The 21,634-nt window shown below is 54.0% G+C and carries 27 protein-coding genes; 23 read left to right on the plus strand and 4 right to left on the minus strand.

What is annotated here, in order from left to right; all coding sequences use genetic code 11:
• Window positions 1–109: 109 nt before the first annotated feature.
• The 4 genes from CA948_RS02075 to CA948_RS02095 all read right to left on the minus strand — a co-directional run bounded on the left by CA948_RS02075 (window position 110) and on the right by CA948_RS02095 (window position 2,985).
• Complete coding sequence (locus tag CA948_RS02075; protein ID WP_009459005.1) at window positions 110–1,315, minus strand: P63C domain-containing protein; 1,206 nt, start codon at window positions 1,313–1,315, stop codon at window positions 110–112.
• Between the two features lie 230 nt (window positions 1,316–1,545).
• Window positions 1,546–1,923, minus strand: coding sequence for a hypothetical protein (locus tag CA948_RS02080; RefSeq protein ID WP_159086097.1), 378 nt, complete (start codon window positions 1,921–1,923; stop codon window positions 1,546–1,548).
• 479 nt (window positions 1,924–2,402) lie between these two features.
• Window positions 2,403–2,714, minus strand: coding sequence for a hypothetical protein (locus CA948_RS17550; protein ID WP_159086098.1), 312 nt, complete (start codon window positions 2,712–2,714; stop codon window positions 2,403–2,405).
• Window positions 2,715–2,781: 67 nt separating this feature from the next.
• The gene (locus tag CA948_RS02095; protein WP_108727182.1) at window positions 2,782–2,985 is read right to left on the minus strand and encodes a hypothetical protein; all 204 of its coding nucleotides are present in this window, start codon (window positions 2,983–2,985) and stop codon (window positions 2,782–2,784) included.
• A 103-nt stretch (window positions 2,986–3,088) separates the two neighbouring features.
• On the opposite strand from CA948_RS02095, the gene CA948_RS02100 reads away from it, so the two are divergent.
• The 23 genes from CA948_RS02100 to CA948_RS02210 all read left to right on the plus strand — a co-directional run bounded on the left by CA948_RS02100 (window position 3,089) and on the right by CA948_RS02210 (window position 21,627).
• Window positions 3,089–3,610 carry a phage regulatory CII family protein gene (locus tag CA948_RS02100; protein ID WP_108727183.1) on the plus strand — a complete coding sequence of 174 codons (522 nt, stop codon included), beginning with the start codon at window positions 3,089–3,091 and terminating at the stop codon, window positions 3,608–3,610.
• Complete coding sequence (locus tag CA948_RS02105; protein ID WP_042481319.1) at window positions 3,607–3,867, plus strand: hypothetical protein; 261 nt, start codon at window positions 3,607–3,609, stop codon at window positions 3,865–3,867. Before CA948_RS02100 ends, CA948_RS02105 begins: the two co-directional genes overlap by 4 nt.
• A complete protein-coding gene (locus CA948_RS02110; protein ID WP_108727184.1) occupies window positions 3,864–4,385 on the plus strand; it encodes a DUF968 domain-containing protein in 522 nt (173 codons plus the stop codon). Before CA948_RS02105 ends, CA948_RS02110 begins: the two co-directional genes overlap by 4 nt.
• On the plus strand, window positions 4,382–5,200 hold the full coding sequence (locus tag CA948_RS02115) for a hypothetical protein (RefSeq protein ID WP_108727185.1): 819 nt from the start codon (window positions 4,382–4,384) through the stop codon (window positions 5,198–5,200). Before CA948_RS02110 ends, CA948_RS02115 begins: the two co-directional genes overlap by 4 nt.
• Before the next feature lie 37 nt (window positions 5,201–5,237).
• On the plus strand, window positions 5,238–5,912 hold the full coding sequence (locus CA948_RS02120; RefSeq protein ID WP_238988632.1) for an ATP-binding protein: 675 nt from the start codon (window positions 5,238–5,240) through the stop codon (window positions 5,910–5,912).
• A gap of 169 nt (window positions 5,913–6,081) precedes the next feature.
• A complete protein-coding gene (locus tag CA948_RS02125) occupies window positions 6,082–6,462 on the plus strand; it encodes a RusA family crossover junction endodeoxyribonuclease (RefSeq protein ID WP_108727187.1) in 381 nt (126 codons plus the stop codon).
• Window positions 6,459–6,851 carry a DUF1492 domain-containing protein gene (locus CA948_RS02130; RefSeq protein WP_108727188.1) on the plus strand — a complete coding sequence of 131 codons (393 nt, stop codon included), beginning with the start codon at window positions 6,459–6,461 and terminating at the stop codon, window positions 6,849–6,851. Before CA948_RS02125 ends, CA948_RS02130 begins: the two co-directional genes overlap by 4 nt.
• A gap of 70 nt (window positions 6,852–6,921) precedes the next feature.
• Window positions 6,922–7,572, plus strand: coding sequence for a hypothetical protein (locus tag CA948_RS02135; RefSeq protein WP_035267819.1), 651 nt, complete (start codon window positions 6,922–6,924; stop codon window positions 7,570–7,572).
• Window positions 7,573–8,020: 448 nt separating this feature from the next.
• On the plus strand, window positions 8,021–8,800 hold the full coding sequence (locus CA948_RS02140) for a hypothetical protein (protein ID WP_108728679.1): 780 nt from the start codon (window positions 8,021–8,023) through the stop codon (window positions 8,798–8,800).
• Complete coding sequence (locus CA948_RS02145; protein ID WP_042481300.1) at window positions 8,797–9,288, plus strand: terminase small subunit; 492 nt, start codon at window positions 8,797–8,799, stop codon at window positions 9,286–9,288. Before CA948_RS02140 ends, CA948_RS02145 begins: the two co-directional genes overlap by 4 nt.
• Window positions 9,288–11,345, plus strand: a complete 2,058-nt coding sequence (locus CA948_RS02150; RefSeq protein WP_108727189.1) for a phage terminase large subunit family protein — start codon at window positions 9,288–9,290, stop codon at window positions 11,343–11,345. Before CA948_RS02145 ends, CA948_RS02150 begins: the two co-directional genes overlap by 1 nt.
• Window positions 11,345–11,554 carry a phage head-tail joining protein gene (locus tag CA948_RS02155; RefSeq protein ID WP_108727190.1) on the plus strand — a complete coding sequence of 70 codons (210 nt, stop codon included), beginning with the start codon at window positions 11,345–11,347 and terminating at the stop codon, window positions 11,552–11,554. Before CA948_RS02150 ends, CA948_RS02155 begins: the two co-directional genes overlap by 1 nt.
• On the plus strand, window positions 11,554–13,062 hold the full coding sequence (locus CA948_RS02160) for a phage portal protein (protein WP_238988633.1): 1,509 nt from the start codon (window positions 11,554–11,556) through the stop codon (window positions 13,060–13,062). The genes CA948_RS02155 and CA948_RS02160 overlap by 1 nt, the downstream gene beginning before the upstream one ends.
• 20 nt (window positions 13,063–13,082) lie before the next feature.
• Window positions 13,083–14,180 carry a head maturation protease, ClpP-related gene (locus CA948_RS02165; RefSeq protein ID WP_108727191.1) on the plus strand — a complete coding sequence of 366 codons (1,098 nt, stop codon included), beginning with the start codon at window positions 13,083–13,085 and terminating at the stop codon, window positions 14,178–14,180.
• 14 nt (window positions 14,181–14,194) lie between these two features.
• Window positions 14,195–14,548, plus strand: a complete 354-nt coding sequence (locus CA948_RS02170) for a head decoration protein (protein WP_108727192.1) — start codon at window positions 14,195–14,197, stop codon at window positions 14,546–14,548.
• 64 nt (window positions 14,549–14,612) lie between these two features.
• Window positions 14,613–15,611: a major capsid protein gene (locus tag CA948_RS02175; protein WP_108727193.1), complete on the plus strand. Its 999-nt coding sequence runs from the start codon at window positions 14,613–14,615 to the stop codon at window positions 15,609–15,611.
• 1 nt (window position 15,612) lies between these two features.
• On the plus strand, window positions 15,613–15,939 hold the full coding sequence (locus CA948_RS02180) for a head-tail joining protein (protein WP_108727194.1): 327 nt from the start codon (window positions 15,613–15,615) through the stop codon (window positions 15,937–15,939).
• A complete protein-coding gene (locus CA948_RS02185) occupies window positions 15,936–16,355 on the plus strand; it encodes a hypothetical protein (RefSeq protein WP_108727195.1) in 420 nt (139 codons plus the stop codon). Before CA948_RS02180 ends, CA948_RS02185 begins: the two co-directional genes overlap by 4 nt.
• 8 nt (window positions 16,356–16,363) lie before the next feature.
• Window positions 16,364–16,567, plus strand: coding sequence for a hypothetical protein (locus CA948_RS02190; protein WP_108727196.1), 204 nt, complete (start codon window positions 16,364–16,366; stop codon window positions 16,565–16,567).
• Window positions 16,568–16,570: 3 nt separating this feature from the next.
• Window positions 16,571–17,500: a phage tail tube protein gene (locus tag CA948_RS02195; protein WP_108727197.1), complete on the plus strand. Its 930-nt coding sequence runs from the start codon at window positions 16,571–16,573 to the stop codon at window positions 17,498–17,500.
• A gap of 25 nt (window positions 17,501–17,525) precedes the next feature.
• Window positions 17,526–17,936: a phage tail assembly chaperone gene (locus tag CA948_RS02200; protein ID WP_108727198.1), complete on the plus strand. Its 411-nt coding sequence runs from the start codon at window positions 17,526–17,528 to the stop codon at window positions 17,934–17,936.
• Between the two features lie 149 nt (window positions 17,937–18,085).
• Window positions 18,086–18,307 (plus strand): DUF1799 domain-containing protein, encoded by a 222-nt coding sequence (locus CA948_RS17905; RefSeq protein WP_420866719.1) that lies wholly within the window; start codon window positions 18,086–18,088, stop codon window positions 18,305–18,307.
• Window positions 18,308–18,312: 5 nt separating this feature from the next.
• The gene (locus CA948_RS02210) at window positions 18,313–21,627 is read left to right on the plus strand and encodes a phage tail tape measure protein (protein WP_108727200.1); all 3,315 of its coding nucleotides are present in this window, start codon (window positions 18,313–18,315) and stop codon (window positions 21,625–21,627) included.
• Window positions 21,628–21,634 lie beyond the last annotated feature (7 nt).

Raw genomic sequence — 21,634 nt, forward strand, 5'->3', positions numbered from 1 at the left:
AACGGAGTTGGGTAAACAATCAAGTAGCAACCGTCGAACAAAAAGCCCCGCTTTGCGGGGCTGGTGATATGGTCTTGCAAAAAGCTTCTAGGTGTAGGATTTAGGACCGTCAGTCTGTATGGTTCATTTCTTCAAATAGGTATGGAGCAATTGAGATCTGCTTCTGATGAGCTGCTTTTCCTACGAAGTATTTTATATCTCGGCTGTCTTCCATTTTTCCTTGTACCCGCCCAATTTGATGGACTAGCATATTGCGACCGTCTACGCTAAGCCATTGGTGAAATCTCGCCCGTCTCTTACCGTCCGAAGTAATATTCAGTTCGTTCAACTTACTTTTCAAAAATCCGTACTCAAGAGGCTCGTAGATGTATTTGTTGATAAATTTCCCGTAGTACTGCGGCCTTGATCTAGATGTGGTAGGTTGATTACCGTACAGCCTGTCCAGTTCAGCGAAAAACGAATCAGGAAAGGTATGAACCCACTTTTGAAGTCCTTCCGCCAGATACTTGGAAAGCAGAAGACGCAGAGCGTCGTGCTTACGGTCTTTCTGAAATCCTGTAGCCTCGTCAATCAGAGCGTCTATACCCACTTCGGCTAAAGCGCTTAAGAGTATTTCTGACTGGATCGCAAGTTTCTTCTGTGGTTCCGTTAAGATGTCATCCCCTGCACGTCGCGCTGCTAAATAAACCTCACACATCTTTGGAAGTAGCCCGGCTGAGTACCCGGTTTTTTCCTGCCTTCCATCAACGTATCGAATTACTTTGGTCCGGTCTAAAACCTCTTGATTTATAAAAGGTTCTAGGTTTTTTGCGGCAATAAAAGGGGGGATTTTGGTCCCATCTATCTCAAGTCGGGAATTCGCCCCTTTTCGCGGCCTCCCAAAAGCCTTAAAGATCGAGGCTGCTGATAGCACGCGTGTCTCATTCTCTAGCACAGCGCACTCTAATTCAACGTCTCCAATAGGAAGCAGCCCAGGATATACCGCTTTGGGCAAAGATTGAGATGTCCTCTGCTCTGTTCTCTCGGTGGGCTCGTTGTTGGTTGATTGCTTCAGGTTGTTGACAGATGGATTCGCCAGACCAATATCTGAAAACAGTTGCTCTGAGATACTAGTACTTAATGGGTTAATGCTGATTAGATCCTCGGGCTTTAACGCAAGGCCGTACTGCTGAGCTAATTCCATTAGTTTAAGGTGCCATTTCACTGGAATGGTCCCGGACTTGGCCCAATACGCTGCTGTGCTTTGAGCTATTCCCAAGAGTTGAGCTAGCGCAGACTGGCCGCCGAATAGATTGATGACTTCGCGTGCGTGCATGATCTTCTCCTAGGGGTTTTGAGATATTTACAGTCAGTTATTAATGGATTTTATTTTTTAGTCAGCTTTATTTGTCGCTTCTGTCCGCCTCTTGTCTTCCATGTTTTCACATGTGAGGCTAAATCTAAGTGTTTCGTGGTTAAAAAATAAGGAGCCAAATGGCTCCTTGTCTCTTCCTGCTCAATCCATCTTACGTACAGCCTCCCTGGGCTGGGTCAAATCTTTGCTTATCAATCCTCAATCTCCAGTCCAAGGTTTTTGGCAGCAACGCGCATAGCAGACTCGAGACGAATCACGTCTGCGCGCTCCAACGTCAGAAGCTTACTCTTAGGAATGGCAGGGAATGGCCATGCGTCGTTAGAGAGGTCTGGATCTGTGTCCATCCATCCTAAGGGCTTCCCGCAAGCCTCCTCCAGTGCTCTAGCCAATGGAGAGCCCATTTGTTTTGGCTTTCCGGTTTTGCTGCCTAGCGACTGGTTAAGGATTTGGCTATAGGTTGAATCGCGATCATTCTTTCCGGTAGCCCGATTTAAGTCCGCAGCAGTGCCGCCCACCTCTTTGATGAGCATTTTTAGTCTGATGCGGCGGACTTCTTCAACAGTTTTCATAGAACTTAATTAAACAGCGCAGAGCTAAGCAAATGGCGTAGCGCGGCGCTATTGACATCGCACATAGCGCTGCGCTAATCTTTGGGCATGAAGCTATCAGAACTCTACAAATCTCTTTCGAAAACTGAGCGTGCTCTTCTTGCGGAACGAGCTGACGTTGGGCATGGCTATCTATGGCAGATCGCCACAGGTTGGAGAGGTAAGCGCCCGTCCCTGCTTGTGCTGGACCGCCTTTTGAAAGCGGATAGTCGTCTGAAAGCTAAAGACTTAATCGCTGAGTTTGCTGAGCAGCAGACCAAGGAACCCCACATGCCCAACACCCCCGACCCCAAACCCGATGACCGTATCCCCATCGGTCCCCCTGACTGCATTACGAAAGGGGGCGCACATGCTTAAACGCCTGTACGCCCGCCTGGTGTTGTGGCTAATTCAACCGGCCATCAAGCTCCAGGGTGATCGTCTAGCCCAGGCTGCAGGGTTCACAGATCAAGAGGCTCGGGATGCAGAGATTTCGGCAAAAGCCGCTTTAGCTGCTGAGTCAGCTCGCCAGACACTTCGTCGGCATCACTTACTCCGGCTCTGAACCGGGCATGGCTTCGTACTTTTTGGTTTATGAGCGTCCTCAATCGTTCCGCTCGTTGAGGGTCAGTTGCCGCCTCATCTAGCAAGGCGGAAAGAAGTATCTCCAAGGCTGTGATCTGCACGCTATGCGATCCGACCGTCGAATTTAAGGAGAGTGCGGTATTTACCAAGTCGCTATTGATTCTTAATTGCTGATCAGTAGAAGTCACGGTCAATCCTTTTCAGAAAAATTTAGTTACTTGCATTTCTAAGCATAGCTGATCGGGATTGACCACCTCAATGAACGGTAACGGCCCCGAGTTCACCCAGACCATGCAGTTCATTCCAAACAAGCCGGTCGTATATGCCGGTGATGTGGTCATCGGTAGGGCAGTTGAAGGCCTGATAGGCCAGCTCAGTAGCTCCATCAATGATTTCAAAGCGGGGGAGTTCTTTTTTATCCATCCCTGCATTTTCAGTTTCACGACCGATTTTTTCCATTTGTAGTTTCCGTCCCTGATTTATCACTACGTACTTTTCACACTTTTACTGTAGCGATTGTGAGGGGAGGGCGAAACGCTGAAATACACAGGAGTTCAGCCCAATGACAAGACGTTTTTCTTCCTTGAACTGGCGAGACGCGCTCTACAGTGCCGTCCGTCAGGCCCCAGGCGGCGTTGGCGCGGCTGCCTTGTTTCTCTCTGACCGGCGCGGCCTGTCGATTCATCCCGAGTCACTGCGCCGGAAACTGACCGGTGGTGAGCAACTGGACATTGACATGGCCTTCTTGCTGACCGAGTGGCTCGATGAGCTGGCCGACTGCCGGGAAAGCGCACGGGACTGGCTCATCGCTGCTGCTCAGCAGGGAGGCCTGCATGTAGTTGATCTACCACCTGAGCCGGTAGGGGGATTCGAGAACGAGGCCGGTGCTCTGAACGAGAAGGCGCTCAAAGCAGCCGCTGAGCTTGGCGAAATGTGTAGCGCCATCACCGGCACCACAGCCGACGGTCGTGTGACTCATGAGGAGCGGGAGCGTGTGGTGGCCAAAGCCTTGGATCTGATCCGCCTGTGCTTTCGCATCATCCGCAACGTGACCCGCTGGCACCGCAAGGAGGTCTCAGTATGACCAAAGCACCTTACGGTACTTACTACACCGATCTGTACAAGCTGGGCTGGTTCAACAACCCCCAGGTATGCAAAATCCTGAAAGTCGCTTTCGACCAAGAGCCACATGAACGCCAACAGCAGATCAAAGACCGTCTCTACGCAGAGTTCGGCACGGATAGCCTGGCGATGGTGAACCCACAGCACTTCGTGCGCACCCTTGACGGCATGGGCCTGTTCTTCACGCTGCCGACCTCACTCAAGGATCAGCTGCGATGAAGAAAACAGAATGGCCACAGCGCACCCAGTTGCAGCGTCGCCAGGCACTCAAGCGCAGTGCATTCAAAGCCAAGCCCAAACAGAAGAAGGGCCTGAGCATGCCTCTAGTCGTAGCCAAGATGGCAGGAACTCTTTTCAAGCACCAGCCCAAACCGCCAGCCGTATTCCGCTCTGAGCAGCATTTAAAGAATGTAGCGGCATTACCCTGCGCCAATTGTGGCCTAGAGAAGCGCTCACAAGCAGCGCACATGAATGGGGTTGAGTTCGGTAAAGGCTTGGGCCTAAAGGTCTCAGACGCTTTGGTTTTTCCGCTCTGCGCTGATGGCTTCCTGCGTCGGGGTTGCCATGGACTCCATGACCAAGGCGGCATCTACGACAAAGGTACAGCCGTGGGATTGCAGCTTACTTGGCTGCAGAACACACGCGATGAATTGAAACGCTTGGGCCAATGGCCTGAGCAAGCCGACCGCGACGTAGAGACGTTCGTGGGGGCGTATTTAAGGAGGCAACTGGCATGAAGCCGCTAGACACTATCAGGGCTATTGGCAGGCCAATCGCTTATCACGCTTCACTGGCACGCCATGTAGGCGGCGTTGCTACGGCCATCTTTCTTGGTCAGCTGATGTACTGGGATGAACGATCCACAGACGAGCGTGGCGTCCACAAAGAATCCAAGCAGTGGGAGGAAGAGACTGGGCTGTCCTACCGCGAGCAGACGACCGCACGCAAGAAGCTGCGGGATCTCGGTCTGCTGGTGGAGACCCCAGAACGCCTACACCACCGCATCTACTACAAGCTGGACCGTGAGGCTTTTAACGCCTGGATTGAGACCCTTTCTAAGGACTCTGATTCTGAAATTGGCGAACTACCGAAAGCGCATTTCCCGAACGACGAAAACGCAATTGGGGGACAACACATTCCGCAATCGGGGGATGACGTAAAGCGCAGTTCGTTAATAGAGAAGACTACTACAGAGACTACTGCAGAGATTACAGAAGATATTTCGTCCGGGTGCCGATTCCAGGAGTTCTGGGATGCCTACCCGAACACTGCTCGCCGAGTAGCGAAATCGAAGTGCCTGGAGAAGTGGAAGGCCCACAAGCTCGATGCTGATGCCGACACGGTGGTAGGCCACGTCAGAGCAATGTGCAAGACGACGCAGTGGAAGGATGGCTTTGAGCCTGCGCCGTTGACGTACCTGAACCAACGTCGTTGGGAGGATGGTGTGCCAATGGACAGCAGCCAAGGGGGCGGAAAGCCCGGCTCACCCCAGCACACAGGGTTTGATCAGAAAAACTACGGGGAGGGCATTGGCGATGATGGCCGTTTCTAACCTTGGCGGGATGTTGTCCGCGCTGGAGAGCTCCACGATGAACGCTCTTGCGGCTGGCAAGGACCCAAAGGCCATGATCGAGGACGAGATCCGACGCATTCAGGCAGGTGTGGCGGCAGATCGGGCGAAGACGATATCGCATTCGATTCTGTCCCGTGCCGCCATCCCACCTCGCTTTGCCAATCGTCGCCTGAGCAACTATCTGCCCACTTGTCCGGAAGCGGCCAAGGCTTTGCAGGTTGCCCAGCAGTACGCGGACACGTTCCAGCAGGCCATGGGTTCTGGACGCAGCCTGATTTTCATCGGCAACGTGGGGGCGGGCAAGACTCACCTGGCCGTGGGCATTGCTCATGAGGTGATGCAACAGGGCTATTCGGCACTGTTTACTTCGGTCATGGGGGCGGTACGCAGCATCAAGGAAACCTACGGGCGCCGTGAGCTGACCGAGTCTCAGGCCATTGCCCGCCTGGTTGAGCCTGACCTGCTGATTCTGGACGAGGTCGGTGTGCAGTTCAGCAGCGATACCGAGCGCTTGTATCTGTTCGAAATCCTGAATGGCCGGTACGAGAGCATGCGGCCCACCATCGTGATCAGCAATCTGGACATGGCTGGCATCAAGGACTGCCTGGGCCAACGTGTCTTTGACCGATTACGCGAGGGAGACGGTCGGGCTGTGACGTTTGCCTGGGATAGCTACCGGGGGCGTGGATGAGTCCGCAGAAGCGGGAAGCAGCAGAGAAGGCAATGCAAAAGTTGGATGGATGGACGGTGGTGGATCCGCAGCGAGATCACAAGGCTTGGGCAAAGAAGATTCTCGCTAACCCGGCAGGGCGGTCACCGACAGTGATTTGGATGGCTCAGCGAGCAGTAGGAGAAGCGGAATGAGTGAAGTAACGGGTTTGGCTCTATTGCTGCCTTGGCCGGATATGCGGCTGATGCCTAATCGCAAGAACGGTCGACACTGGGGCGGCGTCCAGTCAGCCAAGGAGCAGGCCAGGCGCGACGGGCGTGTGACGGCAGTCGTAGAGCTTGGTCGGCGGCGCTTTATCGGCGGGGACCGCATCCCAGTGAAAGTGACTTTCATGTCACCAGACCGCAGAGGGCGCGACCTGGACAACCTGCTGGCCTGCATCAAGCCGCAAATTGACGGCATCGCCAAAGCCCTTGGGGTGGATGACAAACGGTTTCGACCGCTGATTGTTGATGATGGATTGGACCCAGCTAAGCGCGGGTATCTGAAGATTGAAGTGGGGAATGTATGAAATCGCAGATTGAAATCTTGCTGGGTGAGTGGGGCCGCTGGAAGCGTGGTGAGAATCGGAGTGTATTGGGCTATCCGAAAAAAGCGGCTTTCATGGTCATGCGGGTGGATGGCGGTACTCACATGGACCCATCAGAGTTTGTGTCCGATAAAGAAGTAGAGCGCTTGGACGTGGAGGTAAATGCTATACACCCGGAATATCGAGCAATTCTGTCCATGCATTATGTCCGGCCAGGGGCTATCAAGGAGAAATTGGAACGACTGAATATCTCCAGAGCGCTGTATTACTTCCGGCTGGAGTTCGCGACCAAGCAGCTGGCGTTTCAGATGGGGTTTGTGCCACCTGGTGTATCGGCAGCTCAACAGGGGGCTGCAGCGCGAGGCACGTAGTTTGGGCATGGGTGGCGCTTTATACGTATGGGTTGTTACTATTTCCTATTCTTTTGCACTGGGGAATAGGATGAAAGGCTTTAAAGCGCTATCTGCTTGCGTGGCTGTCGCGGCATTTTCTTTTATTACGTCATCTACTTATGCGAGCGACCTAATCTCGGAGGAGCACAGTTTTTCTGATTCCTCCAAGAAGACTCGGTCGGAAGAGGATGCCTTGGGCGGTGGCAAGAGATTGTCAATCAAAGAAGAAGGGGAAAAGGATGGAGCTAAGTATCTGTTTTATCACTCAGATGGCAGTGGAAGAATAGCTGGAGATGCTGAAAATGATTTGTCGTATCTCCGATTTGATGGGATGAATTGGTCAATATCATGCAATAAGGATGCCATGAATGACCGCGTAACTTGCCGTGCAAACAGAGGAGATCTGTTGGTGTTTTACTCGAAGAGCGACGGGTTCTTGGTTGACTTAATGGGTGATAAATATCCGGGTAGCAATATATCTATACGTGTTAATAACGGGCAAGTAGTTACAGCCGGAGAGGCAAGTGGGTTTTCAAAGAGCCAAAGCAAAAACATACTAGCTTCGATTAAGGATGGGGATAAGGTGGCGACCCGCTATATTGGCTGGCCATATAAGAACAATAAAGATCAAGTTAGTGAGGTATATGGTTTAAACGTGGTGAAGCAGTACTTGGTTTGGGCTGTAAGCAAAATTAAGTGAGTTGCGTAGGTATATCAAACTATTTTGTCTAGACACGTTGACGAAGTGTCTATACTCAATCAGAATAAATCCCGTAGGCTGGATATTGCTCAGCCTGACAAAAGGAGCCCTGCCAGTGATGGTGGGGCTTTTTGTTTCTGCTTGAAGGCCAAGCATACTTAAATCGGTAGATGCCGAGCCTGAGAGGGTGGGAAAGCTTTGCTGGTCTAGGGCCGTTCCTTTTTGGAGCGGCCCTTTTGTTTGGGAAAAGCCGGGGGCCCCTAGGGCAATAGACCCGGTAAGGGGGATTCGAACCCCGGACTCTCGCTGTTCACGAGTTTTTTCAATGGGGGGGTTATATTTTTTCCCCTCTAAAGCTAATGCACATGCGCCTTCCTTGAAAAAAATGGCCTCCCTTGAAAGAGGGGGGTTATATTTTTCGAGGGGGGTTATATTTTTGGGGCGTCCCATGCTTGAATACACCAGCACCGCGAAAGAGGGCGCTCGGTGGCTCAGCCGTGGCGAACGCCAAGTGCCCTACGCAACGTCGCTGGCACTTAATAAGACGGCATCAGCAATTCAAAAAGCGCTTGTTGAGCAAATGGGACAAGTGTTTGACCGCCCAACGCCCTATACATTGCGATCGCTGCGGTTGCAGCGGGCAACAAAACAGAACCTGACAGCGTCCGTTGCTTATAAAGACTTTGCAGGCAAGGGGACGGCGGCAAGTAAATATCTGCGTCCCCAGGTCGATGGCGGCAAGCGTCGCCAGAAGCGATTCGAAAATGCCCTGGGCCGGATTGGCCCCAGCGGTTACTACGTTCCTGCTGGTGGTGCTGATCAAGACGCCTACGGGAATATGTCACGCGGTCAGATCGTCAAGCTGCTGTCCTACTTGCAGGCCTTTGGGGAGCAGGGATATCGGGCGAATGCGACAGATAAGAGTCGTGCACGTACCGAGAAGGTACGGCGCAGTGAAGCTGGCTACCGTCGCATCAATGGGGTCATGTACTTCATTTCCAGAGGAAAGGGCACGGTATCGGGGAACCGGACGCAGCATTTACCAGCGGGCGTATGGCGTAAGACTGGTACACATGGGGCAGACGTGGCACCGGTGCTGCTACACGTCGATAACGTGAGCTATACGAAGCGTCTACCCTTTTATGAGACCGCTGATGAGGTTTATGGAAAGCGGTTTGAGGATGAGTTCACCCAAGCTTTTGAGCAGGCCATGGCCACCGCACGATGATTGATCTAGATAAAAAAATCACCCAGGCCAGGTTTGCTCAAGTTGTGGGCATTACTCAGCCTGCTGTCAGTGGCTTGCTTGCTCAAGGAGTCTTAACGGTGGGCGACAACGCCGGAAACTGGCTCTTGTCGTACTGTGGGCATTTGCGTGAGATAGCGGCTGGTCGCACCCGTCAGTCTGACGACTCAATTGATCTGGTCTCTGAGAAGGCGAGATTGGCTGCCGCCCAGGCAGACAAGATTGAGATGGAAAACAACGTCAAAAAGGGGGAGCTTGCTCCTGTTGCTGTGCTGGAGGAAGTGCTTGTGCGGGCAGGCGGCAAGATCGCAGCACAGCTCGACACGATACCGGCATCTTTAAAACGCCGCATACCGTCACTGACGGATTCTGACATCGGTTTCGTCAGGCGAGAAATTGCGAAGGCCCGCAACGCGGTTGCAAATCTGAACCTGGAGGATGTCGAGGCAGACGAAAATGAGGCGAAATAATGCTGGTCACGCAGAATCGAGCAGCGATTGCACGCGCTTTGCGCCGTGGCCTGGCTGGCTTTGCCGCACAAGAGCCAATTTCTTTGCGGGAGTGGGCTGAAAGTCACTTTTATCTGTCAGCTGAGTCCTCGTATGTGGAGCAGCGTTGGGAAGCCTGGCCGTTTCAGCGTGGCATTCTGGCCTGCATCGGTTGTGATGATGTTCATGAGGTGGATGTCATCAAATCGGCGCGGGTTGGTTATACCAAGATCTTGCTGGCGGCGGTTGGATACTTTGCGGAGCATAGACGACGCAACCAAGTATTGTGGCAGCCGACTGATTCGGCGCGGGATGAGTTTGTAAAAACCGAACTGGACACGATGATTCGTGACGTTTCGGTTCTTCATCCGATATTCCCCATGCGGGAGGCCAGGCACAAAGACAATACGCTTCTGGTAAAGAAGTTCATTGGCAGCATGCTTCACCTGCGCGGGGGGAAGTCAGCAGATAACTACCGTCGATTGTCGGTCAGCGTCGGGTACTTGGACGAGTTCAGCTCGTTCGATAGCAATATTGATGGGGAAGGCGATCCCGGCAAGCTCGCACTGAAGCGATTGGAGGGGGCGACATTCCCCAAGTTGGTTGTCGGTTCCACACCGAAGATCAAAGGCCTGTGCTTAATGGAAAAGCGGGCAGAGGGGGCGGACGCTCGCTATACCTACCATATCCCTTGTGCCCATTGTGACGAGCTCCATGACTTGGAGTGGGGCGGGAAGGGTGAGCCCCATGGCTTCAAGTGGGTTGATGGTGATCCTGAAACGGTGCGCCATCTTTGCCCGCATTGCGGTGCCTTGGCGACTCAAGGTGAGTATTTAGCTGCTGCAGAGCGCGGTATCTGGGTTGGGAGTGATGGGACCACCATTGATCAAGATGGCGTGTTCCGCGACTCAGAAGGTAATTTAATCCAGCCGCATCTGCGTGTTGCTTTCCACGTGTGGACCGCATATAGCCCCTTGGTTTCATGGCCCAAGATCGTTAAGGAGTTTATGGAAGCCCACAAGAAAGCATCTACTGGTGAGGATGAGGAGCTGCGTACATTCTGGAACACCACACTCGGTCGCACCTGGGAGGGTGAAATCGAGCGCATGGAGTCCGATGAGCTACAGCGCCGAGCTGAAGTTGAAGGCTACCGCTCCCCTGGTCTTGATGATGGGTTGGTCCCCAAACGATGCATGCTGTTGCTGGCGGGAGCTGACATACAGGGTAACCGTATTGAGGTTGGGGTATGGGGAGTAGGTAAGGGCGGGGAAATGTGGGTCGTAGACCACCAAATCCTATTTGGGAACCCGTCTGAGGACGAGGTGTGGACCAAGCTGGATGAGCTGCTGTTTGAACGCCGATATTTGCATGAGGGCGGGCAACAGATGCCAATCTACGCTACTGCCATCGATACGGGCGGCCACCACTCTCATGCTGTCTATGAATATGCTCGGAAGAATCGTGCACGCCGAGTATATGCGATCCGGGGACGGCCGACGGGTGAGAAGCACATCAAGGATGGTGTCACACAAGTGGACATCGACTGGCGCGGGAAGCGTGTCAAGAAAGGTGTACGGCTTTGGTACGTCGGCACCAATATGGCCAAGGATCTTTTGTTTGGGCGACTGCAGGTTGAAGAACCGGGTCGAGGCTATGTTCACTTAGCGGCAGATATGTCGCAAGAGTGGTTCAGACAGTTTGCCGCTGAAGTTCGAGCGGTGCGTCGTACCGCATTCGGCTCACGTTCAGTATGGACGCCAATTCGTAAGCGAAACGAAGTGCTCGACTGCTGTGTCTATGCGCTTTGGCTTGAGGCTCACCTTGAATTGGCCAGAAAGACAGACAGATGGTGGGCGAACTTCGCTGAGAAGCTCGGCGTTGACGAGCCTGGCGATGATCCAGGTCCCACCGAAACTCCACAGAAAACGCCCGCAACTGCGGGCGTTTCTGTTTCTAAACCACGAACACAACCGGCCACTGGTGTCAGGCGGGCTGCGGTGAGAACGGGGTCATCAAGTTACTTACGGAGCAGACGCTGATGGCGTATACGCGTGAAGATTTGGAGGCAGTGAACAAAGCGATTGCCAGCGGTGTGCTGAAAGTTCGCTATGGGGATAAGGAGGTTCAGTATCCCTCGGTTAATGATCTGATTCGGGCCAAACAACACATTGTCGCTGAGCTCAATGCGGAGAACGGCAATCGCAAGCCTTGGGTGTTCCGTATTCGGAATAAAGGGAAGGGGGTCTGATGCGGTATCAAACATTGCAGCAGGCCGGATTTGTGTTACCTACCCGTTTGAATGCTGCCTCATCCTCTGCCTATGAGGGAGGAAGTGCAACGGGGAGCCGCTCCAAGAGTTGGAACCCCTCGGCGGCTGGCCCTAATAGTGCCGCCACGGGCAATCTTGGGATTATTCGCAGGCGAGCTCGGGATGCTGTACGTAATGATCCTTGGGCAAAAACAGCGGCTGCTCGTTGGGTCTCGAACGTTATCGGGACAGGAATTCAACCATACCCTCGACATCCTGATCGGGGGGTGCGTAAGGCGCTTAAGGAATTATGGTCAGACTGGGTAGGTGAGTCTGATGCCGATGGGCTGCTTGGCTTTTATGGTCAGCAGGCTTTAGCAGCCAGGTGCCTGTTTACCGACGGCGAGGCCCTGGGGCGGATTCGTATGCGTAGGCCGGAGGATGACCTCGTTGTCCCCATGCAGATTCAACAGTTTGAAGGGGACTTCCTGCCAGTTGAGGAAACGAGAAGTCTGGCAAATGGCCATGAAATTGTGAACGGCGTGGAGTTTGACCGCATTGGTCGGCGCGTGAACTACCACTTGTGGGATCGGCATCCCGCAGAGCCAGGTGGGCTCAGGAGTAGAGCTTTACGTCCGGTACCTGCCGATATGGTCGTTCACGCATACCCCGTCCTTCGGCCAGGTCAGGTGCGAGGTGTATCTGAGCTTGCCACTGTTCTTTTGCGACTGAAAACCTTAGATAACTTTGATGATGCCGTTGCATTCCGACAGGAGGTGTCGAATCTCTTTGCCGGTTATGTCGTCACAAAAGAGGATGAGAGCGAAGGGCCAGACCCAAGCAGTTTTGCTGATCCCAGCATAGAGCCTGATGCCGACGGTGTACCGCTGATTGGTATGGAGCCGGGGTCTGTCACCTCATTGCCTCGTGGGACAGATATTAAGTTTGCGTCGCCGCCTGGGGCGCCCGACAACTACGCGGAGTTCATGCGGCAGCAACTGATGGCCGCATTTGCATCCGTCGGTATGCCATATGAGACGACGGGGGACCTGCGCAATGTAAGCGATAGGACTCTGCGCGTCGTGGTGAACGAGTTTCACCGTCAAGTTGAGCAGTACCAGTGGGGAGTATTTATCCACCAATGGTGTCGACCAATCTGGAACGCCTGGATTAACGCTATCGCGCTGTCGGGGATTATGCCGATGAAGTACTTAGAGCGCCGGCTGTTCCGCCGTGTGCTCTGGGTTCCTCAAGGGTGGGCCTACTTCAATCCTGTGCAGGATGTAAAGGCGAACACCGATGCGGTGAGGGCTGGCTTTACGTCGCGGTCTGCAATCATTCTCTCGCAGGGCGAAGATCCCGAGGAGGTAGCAGCTCAAATTCGAGCTGATAACGATCAGGCGGATTCCGACAACTTGAGCCTGGACAGTGATTCACGCCATGCACGAAACAAAGGCGCAGAGCTTGGCGACCCGAGTGAACGTGATGATGACCCCTCTGGGGCCTGACTTAACTTTTAGGAGCCACTATGGCTAAGAAATGGCTTTCGATTCAAGCCAAGCAGATTGGCGAAGAAAAGGTCGCCGAAGTGCGAATTTACGATGAAATCGGCTTCTGGGGGACGACTGCGAAATCGTTCGTCCAAGAGCTCGATGCAGCAGCGGCGGATGCCACCAAGATTGTTGTATCAATTAACAGTCCAGGCGGAAACGTGTTTGACGCCTTTGCTATTTACAACGCGCTGATGCGTCATAAGCTGCCTGTTGAAACCCGTGTGGATGGTGTGGCGGCTTCGGCTGCATCGCTGGTGTTCATGGCGGGCGACGAGCGCATTATGCCCGAGAACGCGATGTTGATGATTCACAATGCCTGGATTATCACGGCTGGCACGGCGGATGAGATACGCAAAACCGCTGAGATGATGGACAAGGCCCGCGATGGCATCGTCACGGCCTATCGGCGCAGTGGGCTGGCTGATGAAAAAATTATTGAGCTGATGGATGCAACTACCTGGATGGACGCCTTGGAAGCGCAGTCCATGGGGTTTTGCTCTCTCATTGAAGGGCCCGTCAAGTTGGCCGCGTCAACTGACTGCGTAGATATTTTGGAAAAATTGGGTGGGGCTCCTTTCGAGTTCGTCGCCACACTTCGTGCGCAAGTCGAGGGGGAAGGCGAACGGCAACCATCCAGTTCGACTCCAGATCCTGTTGTAGAGCCGAAGCAAGAGCCCTCTATGCCAGCAGCTCCGCAGGATGCTTCCACCATCGCTGCACAGATCTACGCCCAAAGTCGTGAGCGAGGCATCCCTCAATTGGCTGAAGCTGTTTTGTTGTCGGGTGGTCTTGGGGGCGCAGACGCGGCGACTGCTCGCCTAGAAGCCGCAGAACAGATCGCTGTCTTGTGCGCTTCGGTCAAGCTTCAGGATAAGGCAGCAGAGTTTGTGGCGGCGGGCTTGTCGGTTGAGCAGGTACGTGCCCGACTTTTTGAGCATGTAGTGAGTGCTGCTGACTCCATACAGATCAGCAATTTGCAGCGCGACCAAGCCCCCAATAATTCATCGGCCCCGGAGCGGAGCGGGCCGAATCACCAGGCGATCTACGCCAAGCGTAAAGCCCTCTCCGCATAACCAGGAGTTATCACATGCCTTTTATTGAACAGAAACCCCGCACAGCAGATTTCCTGCTGTCAGAAGCCAACGGTTCCCGCTCCCGCGAGACTGGGGAAATGGCCCCCACGACAACAGCTATTTATGCCGGTCAGGTCTTGGCTTTGAATGCCGATGGCCGCTATGTCCCATTTGCGGGCAAGGGCGATGAACCGGACTCTCCCGTTAAGGCGGTCGGCGTGCTGTATGCCAATGTACCCGCATCCGATGAGCCTCAGGCTGTGGTGGTTATTCGGCGCGACGCTGAGGTGGCTGGTGAGCTGCTTTTTGGCCTGGATGCTGACGCTTCCGCGAACTTGAAAGATGTCGGCGTGATCGTTCGCATTTAACTTCGACTTATCGCAAACAAACTCCAGGCCGCCTAGCGGTCTTTTTTTATTTTTAGGAGCCGTAATGGCAGATATCAATATTTTTCAGGATGAGGCGTTTTCTGTCCCTAACTTGACCGCAGCGATCAACGAAACACCACATGTCCCTGGTCGCATTGGCGCTTTGCAGTTGTTCGAGGAAGAAGGCATTCCGACGACGGTCGCTCAAATTGAGTATGACGGTCAAACTGTCGGATTGGTCGCCGCCAAGCCACGTGGCAGTGAGGGCACGCCCGTAGTGCTGACGGGTCGCCGGGTTATCCCAATCAATACGGTCCACTTGCCAGAGCACTCGACCATGTTGGCTGACGAAATCCAAGGGATTCGTGCGTTTGGCTCCGAGTCCGAGCTGGAGACGGCAGAATCGCGTGTACAGAAATACTTGAAGAAACACCGTTTTCAGCTGGATCTGACCCATGAGCACCATCGCTTAGGTGCCATTAAGGGGAAAATTCTTGATTCCGATGGCAAGACGGTCCTTTTGGATATCTACGATACGTTTGGCATCACGCAGGCCGAGTACAACATGGAGCTCGGTACTGTCGGCACCATCGTACGTACGAAGTGTTCCGACGTGCTGGACAAGATTGAAGACGCTTTAGGTGCCGCGCCGATGCGGGGAGCTCGGGCTCTGTGCGGCAAAAATTTCTGGAACTCGCTGATCGAGCACAAAAGCGTGCGCGAGACATTTCTGAATACTCAGCAGGCGGCTGAGCTGCGCGGCAAAGCGCCTGACAGTTTTGAGCTCGGTGGCATTACTTTCGAGCGCTATCGTGGTCGTGTAGCTGGCAAACCGTTTGTTGGTGATGACGAGGCATACGCTTTTCCTGAGGGCGTACCCGATTTCTTCATTACGCGATTCGCACCTGCTGATTACATGGAAACCGTGAATACCGACGGCTTGCCGTACTACAGCCGTGTGGAGCCCTTGCGGCTGGGTAAGGGGTTGTACATTGAAAGTCAATCCAATCCATTGCATATTTCCACTCGCCCTAAGGCCATTATCAAATTGTTGCGAGCCTAATATGTGGGACAACTCGGTCTTTGATCGGGCTTTTGATCAGGCGGGCATGCGTCAAACCGTTGTTCGCCTGGTCGATGGGCAGCCTGCAAGTAAGCCGTTCCAGGCTCGCTTTGATCGTCCTCAGCAGATTGTTCTCGATGGCGAGGCTCACACCACCGAGTATTCGATTGAGTTCACAACATCGGACTTACAGCCTCCGCTTGAGTATGGCAATGTGCTGCGGGTGGAAGTCTCTAAGGAGCAGTTTCAGGACTTCCGCGTGAAACAAGAGCCGTTGGTCCAAGGTGACGGCTACTGGACCAGAGCAGAGTTGGGGATCATCAAGTGAAAACACGGGTTCAGTTGTATATCGAAGGCGTGCGAGCCGCACTGCGTGCCGCGCCTGAGTTCCCTGCCGAAGTTGAGGACTCGCCTTTACGTGCCCACACATTTATCCGGGATAGGGTCATTGCAGTCCAGCTTGGCGCGGAAACGGTGACCGAGGGAGCGACGCCCCAAGTAAACCGGATTCGTGAGTTGCACGTTCAGGTGCATACAGCAGGTGATAACGGGCTGGAGTTGTCGGAGTCGATCTTTGCGGCAGCCCATCCCATTGTGATGAATTTCTCTGGCCCAGGCCTGGTGCAGGTTCAAGAGCTGCGCACGGATGAGCCGCGCTACGCCAATGGCGATCTGGAGCGGCAGGTGATCACAAAGCGCTACCTGTTCTATTACCAAACCGCTGACGACTCTCTCAGCGAGTAGGAGCAATCATGAAAGAAACAAGTCCCGTGGCTGAGCGGGAGGCTGAAGTGTTGCCGCCAGATTCGGTGCCTGCGGTCGCGCCTGTGGCAGCGGCCCAGAATCCTGGCCGTGGTGGTAGCTACGTTCGCAACAAACAAACAGGTGGTCTGAAACGGGTCCAGTACACGGAAACGTGTAAAGACTGCGTACTGACGCCAACTCAAAAGGGGTAGTTCATGGCTAAGTCTGCCAAGAAAACACTGTTGATGGCCAAGCTGCAGACTGCAGCAGGTACAGAGGCAGTACCGACCGGTGCAACAGATTCGATTCTGCTGCGCAATCTTACGGCTACACCGCTGAGCACGGAAACCGTTGAGCGTGCCTTGCTGCGTCCTTACATGGGTAACTCGGGGCAGATTGTCACCTCCGTGTATACGCAGATTGAAGGCGAGGTAGAACTAGCCGGTTCGGGTACGCCTGGGAAAGTGCCGGCATGGGGTGGCCTGTTGCGGGGCTGCGGGTTTGCCGAGGTCGTTGAAGATACGGAAGTGACCTACACGCCGGTATCTGACGATTTCGAGATGCTGACGTTGCATTACTACCTTGATGGCTTGTTCCACAAGATTACGGATGCGCGGGGCACCGTGTCTTTTGACATCAGTGCCAAAGGCATCCCGTTCATGCGCTTCCGATTTATGGGTGTGTACCACCCGATTACCGATAAAGCCGCGCCCACTGATGTTGACTTCAGCGCGTTCCAGACTCCGCTGGGTGTGAACAAAAAGAACACACCGCAATGGAGCCTGGGTGGCTACAGCGGTTGCTTGCAGTCCTTGAATCTGGATCTGGCCAACTCGCTGGTTTGGCGCTCCCTGATTAGCTGCGAAGGCGCGGAAATTACCGACCGCCAGCCCACCGGCCAAATCTCTCTGGAACTGCCGAAGATCGCTGATTTGAATTGGCCTGAAATGGTGCGAAACGCAGTGCTGCAGCCGCTTTCAATCACTCATGGCACTCAGCCAGGCAACATCGTCACTCTCAGCGCACCAGGTGCGCAACTGAGTGAGCCCTCGTACTCCGAGGCAGACAACGTAGCCATGCTGGGCATGAACATGAGCATGCAGCCTGGGCAGGGCAACGACGAAATCAAAGTCGTCGTTTCTTAAAACCTACTTTCATTCCGAGGTCATCATGAGTTTCAAAATCGCCCAGCGTCCTGTGGTGGGTTACCCCGTGTCCATCTCTGTCTATGACGAGAAAGGCAAAACGCAAAAGCTGGAATTTATCGCGCAGTACAAGCGCTCGAAACGGCCTGAGCTGCAAGACCTTATTGCGGCTGCCCGTAACTTGGCACGAAAGAATGCCGGTCTGGAGCCTCTGGCTGAAGAGGGCGGCAAGCCAAAAGAATGGCCGTATACCTCCAATGAGGGCTTCTTTCAAGCTCATGTGTGCGGCTGGGTTGGCGTCAAAGGTGAGGACGGCAAAGACTTGGCGTTTTCGCACGAAGCATTGGAAGGGCTGCTCGCTGAGTATCCCGAGTTCCATCAGCCTTTGTTTGACGGCTTTTTTAGCGCTCACATCGGGGCCCGCGCAAAAAACTGATTGAGGCCGCTCGTCACTGGGCCAAAGGCTGGCGCTCGAAGTCTGATGACTTTGAGCCTGATGCCCTGGTGCTTGAGGCACTCAAAGCAGCTGGTGCGCCTGATGCAGTGATTCAACGCGTTCAGCAAGAGGAACGCATCCACTTTGACGTGTGGCCTGAAAACGAAGCAGTTGTTGAGGCTTTCCTTCACTTGTCTAGCTGTTGGACCGTAGTAGCCCCCCCGATGGGGGATCTTCTCTACTTCGGTCTGCCTTCCACAGAAATTGAATCGACTTTACGTCTTTTGGGGTTTCCTAGACGCAAGCGTGCCCAAGTGTTTCGATATCTCAAAGATATGGAACGAGCGGCCCTATCTGTTTTTTATGAGTAGCGGGTATGACAGATCGAGTAATTGGCGTAACGCTCAAGGGTAACGCCTCCCAGCTTCAGCAAACCTTCGCCACCGGCTCCATGGCGGCCAGCAATTTTGGTGCTGTTGTTGAAAAGGCTATGGGGCAGGCTAAAGCCGCCAACCGTGACTATTCGTCCTCTGCTAAAGGTGCGGTCAGCGCCCTGGAGGAGGTGCGAGGTATGGTCAAGGGCGTAGCGGCTGGCCTCTCGATCATGAAGCTGATTGATACAGCTGACGAATGGGGGCAGTACGCGAGTCGAGTGCAAATGGCCACGCGTACCGCAGAAGAGTTTGGTCACGCCCAGGAGCGGTTGGCAAAGTCCGCTGCTGTCACGTACCGGTCGCTCGCTGAAACCCGTGAGGGCTTTATCAATATGTCTCCTCCCTTGCGGGAGTTGGGGCTGTCGCTTGACCAGTCGATTGATGCAATCGATACCTTCTCCGGCCTGCTGGTGACGAACTCGGCCAGTACGGAGAAGGGTAAGTCCGCGATTGGTGCGCTTTCCACTGCGATGCAGAAGGGAAAGCTGGAAGCTGACGGTTGGGGCACGATTCTGAGCACAATGCCCTCGATTGTGGATCTGCTGGCGCAGTCCATGGGGCGCAGCGCGGCTGAGATTCGTCGCCTGGGGGCAGAGGGAAAGCTGACCGCCAAGGATTTGGCAAAGGCGCTGGTCGAAGGGAATGCTGAGGTTATCAAGCAAGTTGAGCTGATGCCAACGACTGTACGGGACGCGTTTGGGCGTCTGACTACCGTCGCAACGGAGTTCCTTGGCAAAAATAACGAGGCCTCGGGCGCTACAGCAACTCTTGCTGCTGGTATCGATCTTTTAGCCCAGAACTTTGAGCTGCTTGCCGCTGCAGTTGGGATAGTTTCTGCAGTTTATGCCTCTCGGTTTGTGGGGGCGCAGGCGCTCGCTGCTCAGAAGTTGTGGGCGACTGCAGGAGCAGCAACAGCTCAGACGCGTGCCACACTAGCTCTATCGGCAGCCATTTCGGGATCCAGCCGAGCTGCCGTGATTGGCTATGGCGCCATGGCTACTGCGGCTCGCACAGCCAGCGCTGCTATGGCATTGGCTGGCGGTCTTCCTGGCTTGGTAACGCTGGCCTTGGTTGCTGGCACAGTGGCTTGGATGAACTGGGGGAGTGCGGCCGATAGGGCGACCCAATCGATTAATGCTGCTAAGCGCCCACTCAAAGAGCTAGAAGAGGAGTTTTCAAAACTAAACGCTACACAGCAGCGTGGGATGGTTCTGTCTCTCGAGAAGGAGTTGGAGGATCAAGAGGGCAAGGTTAAAGAGTCGATGGCGTCGATTCGCAAGGAAATCCAGACCCTTTTCCTGCAGGGGGGCATGGTTGGAGCAGGTGCTCCCATTGAGGAGTTTGCGGCTTCATTCAATGAGATCATGCGCTCTTCGGCAAATGCGGCTGAAAAATCCGATCTTCTTGCGAGCGCGCTAGAGCGCCTTCGGGGCTCAGTCCCAGATAAGGTCGTCAAGGCGCTTCAGGAGATGATCCAGAGGCTGGCAGAGTCCGGAGAGAATGTCGACGATCTGAAGGTGAAATTGGCTAGTCTTATCGACAGGGCCAAAGATCTCTCGGCAGTGTCCGATGCCTTTAAGGGGATGGCAGAGGCTGATTTCAGCAAGCTTATTTCCGGCTTAACTGAGTCGCTTGATGTTATTGGCATGAGTGCGCAGCAGGCTGAGGTGTACAAAGCGAAGCTCCGTGGCGCCTCTGATGAGCAGGCCGCTCTAGCAGGCTTTGTGGCCGGAATGGCAGACGCAGCCAAGAAGCTTGAAAAGGCGACGGCAGATCAAGATGCGAAAGCTGTTCAGGGAGCTCGCAATCTGCTTTCAGAACTGGCTGCTCAAGAGATTCAGTTGCGTGTGAATTCTGCGTACGCGGCAGAGTACAAAGCGCTATTGGCGCTCGGTGTATCGGAGGGAGTAGCGAGTCAAGGGGCCGATACAGCAGGGGAGTTGGCAGGCCTCAAGGCACAAGAGGAAGTGCTGAAACGGATCAAGACCGTTCAGGACAATATTGCAGCAAACACAAAGCCGACGAAAAAGAGTGCGGGCTCAAAAAAGCAAGATGAAGACGAGCGCTTGCTTAAGCAAATGAGGGAACGCCTGGCGCTGCTAGGGAAAGAGACCGAGTACGAGAAGCTACTGGCAAATATTTCTTCCGGGGCGGTCAAGTTTCGCAAGGGGCCTTCGGAGGAAGAGGCCAAGAGGCTTGCCAAGCAGCTTGACGATGAGCAGCGCCAAATTGATTTGGAGAAAACGCTTAAGTCGCTTCGAGAGGAGCAAAGCGTCACGCAGCGTGAGTTTATGCGTGAGCTGGATGCTTTTGGGAAAGGAGACTGGGCAAACGGCGTCATCGAGGCGCTTTCTTCTGTAGAGGAGCGATATCGGCAGATCATTCGTGATCGGCAAAATTCCCCACATGGCTTAAGCCAGGATGAACTGAAGGCGATTCAAGAGTCGCTGCATGAGGAACTGGTCATGGTGCGCGATCACTATGCTCAGTTGAAGGAATTGCAGGGTGATTGGTCGCTGGGTGCAAGTAGTGCGCTGCAAAACTATGCAGATCAGGCGGCAAATCTCTTTGACTCTGTCGGAAATCTGGCAACGAGTATGTTCAAAGGCATGGAGGATGCTCTTGCCAGCTTTGTGACTACCGGCAAGCTGGACTTCAAGTCATTGGCAGATTCTATTATCCAAGACATGATCCGCATCGCAATACAGCAATCGATCACTGGGCCGTTGGCGTCGGCGTTTGGAAATCTATTCAATCCTTTGAGTGGTGTTAGTGCAGGGGAGAACTTTTCGATGGGCAGCCTTGGCGGCAGTGGTGGATTTACACCAACAAGCCCGTTGATGCCTCTGTCTTCTGGCGGCTATACCGGCGATGGTGGCAGATATGAACCTGCCGGCATTGTTCATAAAGGCGAGGGCGTGTTGAATCAGGATGAAATCCGTGCTCTTGGCGGTGAGTCCGGGTTTAATGAGTTGCGCCGTGCATTGCGTGGGCCAGGGCACGCACTTGGTGGAATGGCTGGATCTCCATCGTTGCCTTTAAGACCCAAACAGCCCGCGCAGGGTGGGGATCTGCAAGTAGTCATTAACAACTACGGTGGCAATAAAGTGGAAGCGAAGGAAGAAACAAGTCGTGGCCCAGATGGCCAGGTCCTTCGTCGGTTAATGATAAACGTCTTGAATGAGCAATTGGGGAGTCCTACGACGAGCACAGGGAGGGTTATGGCCAGCACCTGGAAGGTCAAGGCACGCACATGAGGAGTGG

It is taken from the genome of Alcaligenes aquatilis, assembly GCF_003076515.1.
GTDB classification, from domain to species: domain Bacteria; phylum Pseudomonadota; class Gammaproteobacteria; order Burkholderiales; family Burkholderiaceae_B; genus Alcaligenes; species Alcaligenes aquatilis.

What these genes read in the sequence shown, in the direction of transcription:
- CA948_RS02075 (WP_009459005.1), bottom strand. Translation starts at nt 1,315, where the DNA reads ATGCACGCACGCGAAGTCATCAATCTATTCGGCGGCCAGTCTGCGCTA.
- CA948_RS02080 (WP_159086097.1), bottom strand. Translation starts at nt 1,923, where the DNA reads ATGAAAACTGTTGAAGAAGTCCGCCGCATCAGACTAAAAATGCTCATC.
- CA948_RS02095 (WP_108727182.1), bottom strand. Translation starts at nt 2,985, where the DNA reads ATGGAAAAAATCGGTCGTGAAACTGAAAATGCAGGGATGGATAAAAAA.
- CA948_RS02100 (WP_108727183.1), top strand. Translation starts at nt 3,089, where the DNA reads ATGACAAGACGTTTTTCTTCCTTGAACTGGCGAGACGCGCTCTACAGT.
- CA948_RS02105 (WP_042481319.1), top strand. Translation starts at nt 3,607, where the DNA reads ATGACCAAAGCACCTTACGGTACTTACTACACCGATCTGTACAAGCTG.
- CA948_RS02110 (WP_108727184.1), top strand. Translation starts at nt 3,864, where the DNA reads ATGAAGAAAACAGAATGGCCACAGCGCACCCAGTTGCAGCGTCGCCAG.
- CA948_RS02115 (WP_108727185.1), top strand. Translation starts at nt 4,382, where the DNA reads ATGAAGCCGCTAGACACTATCAGGGCTATTGGCAGGCCAATCGCTTAT.
- CA948_RS02120 (WP_238988632.1), top strand. Translation starts at nt 5,238, where the DNA reads ATGAACGCTCTTGCGGCTGGCAAGGACCCAAAGGCCATGATCGAGGAC.
- CA948_RS02125 (WP_108727187.1), top strand. Translation starts at nt 6,082, where the DNA reads ATGAGTGAAGTAACGGGTTTGGCTCTATTGCTGCCTTGGCCGGATATG.
- CA948_RS02130 (WP_108727188.1), top strand. Translation starts at nt 6,459, where the DNA reads ATGAAATCGCAGATTGAAATCTTGCTGGGTGAGTGGGGCCGCTGGAAG.
- CA948_RS02135 (WP_035267819.1), top strand. Translation starts at nt 6,922, where the DNA reads ATGAAAGGCTTTAAAGCGCTATCTGCTTGCGTGGCTGTCGCGGCATTT.
- CA948_RS02140 (WP_108728679.1), top strand. Translation starts at nt 8,021, where the DNA reads ATGCTTGAATACACCAGCACCGCGAAAGAGGGCGCTCGGTGGCTCAGC.
- CA948_RS02145 (WP_042481300.1), top strand. Translation starts at nt 8,797, where the DNA reads ATGATTGATCTAGATAAAAAAATCACCCAGGCCAGGTTTGCTCAAGTT.
- CA948_RS02150 (WP_108727189.1), top strand. Translation starts at nt 9,288, where the DNA reads ATGCTGGTCACGCAGAATCGAGCAGCGATTGCACGCGCTTTGCGCCGT.
- CA948_RS02155 (WP_108727190.1), top strand. Translation starts at nt 11,345, where the DNA reads ATGGCGTATACGCGTGAAGATTTGGAGGCAGTGAACAAAGCGATTGCC.
- CA948_RS02160 (WP_238988633.1), top strand. Translation starts at nt 11,554, where the DNA reads ATGCGGTATCAAACATTGCAGCAGGCCGGATTTGTGTTACCTACCCGT.
- CA948_RS02165 (WP_108727191.1), top strand. Translation starts at nt 13,083, where the DNA reads ATGGCTAAGAAATGGCTTTCGATTCAAGCCAAGCAGATTGGCGAAGAA.
- CA948_RS02170 (WP_108727192.1), top strand. Translation starts at nt 14,195, where the DNA reads ATGCCTTTTATTGAACAGAAACCCCGCACAGCAGATTTCCTGCTGTCA.
- CA948_RS02175 (WP_108727193.1), top strand. Translation starts at nt 14,613, where the DNA reads ATGGCAGATATCAATATTTTTCAGGATGAGGCGTTTTCTGTCCCTAAC.
- CA948_RS02180 (WP_108727194.1), top strand. Translation starts at nt 15,613, where the DNA reads ATGTGGGACAACTCGGTCTTTGATCGGGCTTTTGATCAGGCGGGCATG.
- CA948_RS02190 (WP_108727196.1), top strand. Translation starts at nt 16,364, where the DNA reads ATGAAAGAAACAAGTCCCGTGGCTGAGCGGGAGGCTGAAGTGTTGCCG.
- CA948_RS02195 (WP_108727197.1), top strand. Translation starts at nt 16,571, where the DNA reads ATGGCTAAGTCTGCCAAGAAAACACTGTTGATGGCCAAGCTGCAGACT.
- CA948_RS02200 (WP_108727198.1), top strand. Translation starts at nt 17,526, where the DNA reads ATGAGTTTCAAAATCGCCCAGCGTCCTGTGGTGGGTTACCCCGTGTCC.
- CA948_RS02210 (WP_108727200.1), top strand. Translation starts at nt 18,313, where the DNA reads ATGACAGATCGAGTAATTGGCGTAACGCTCAAGGGTAACGCCTCCCAG.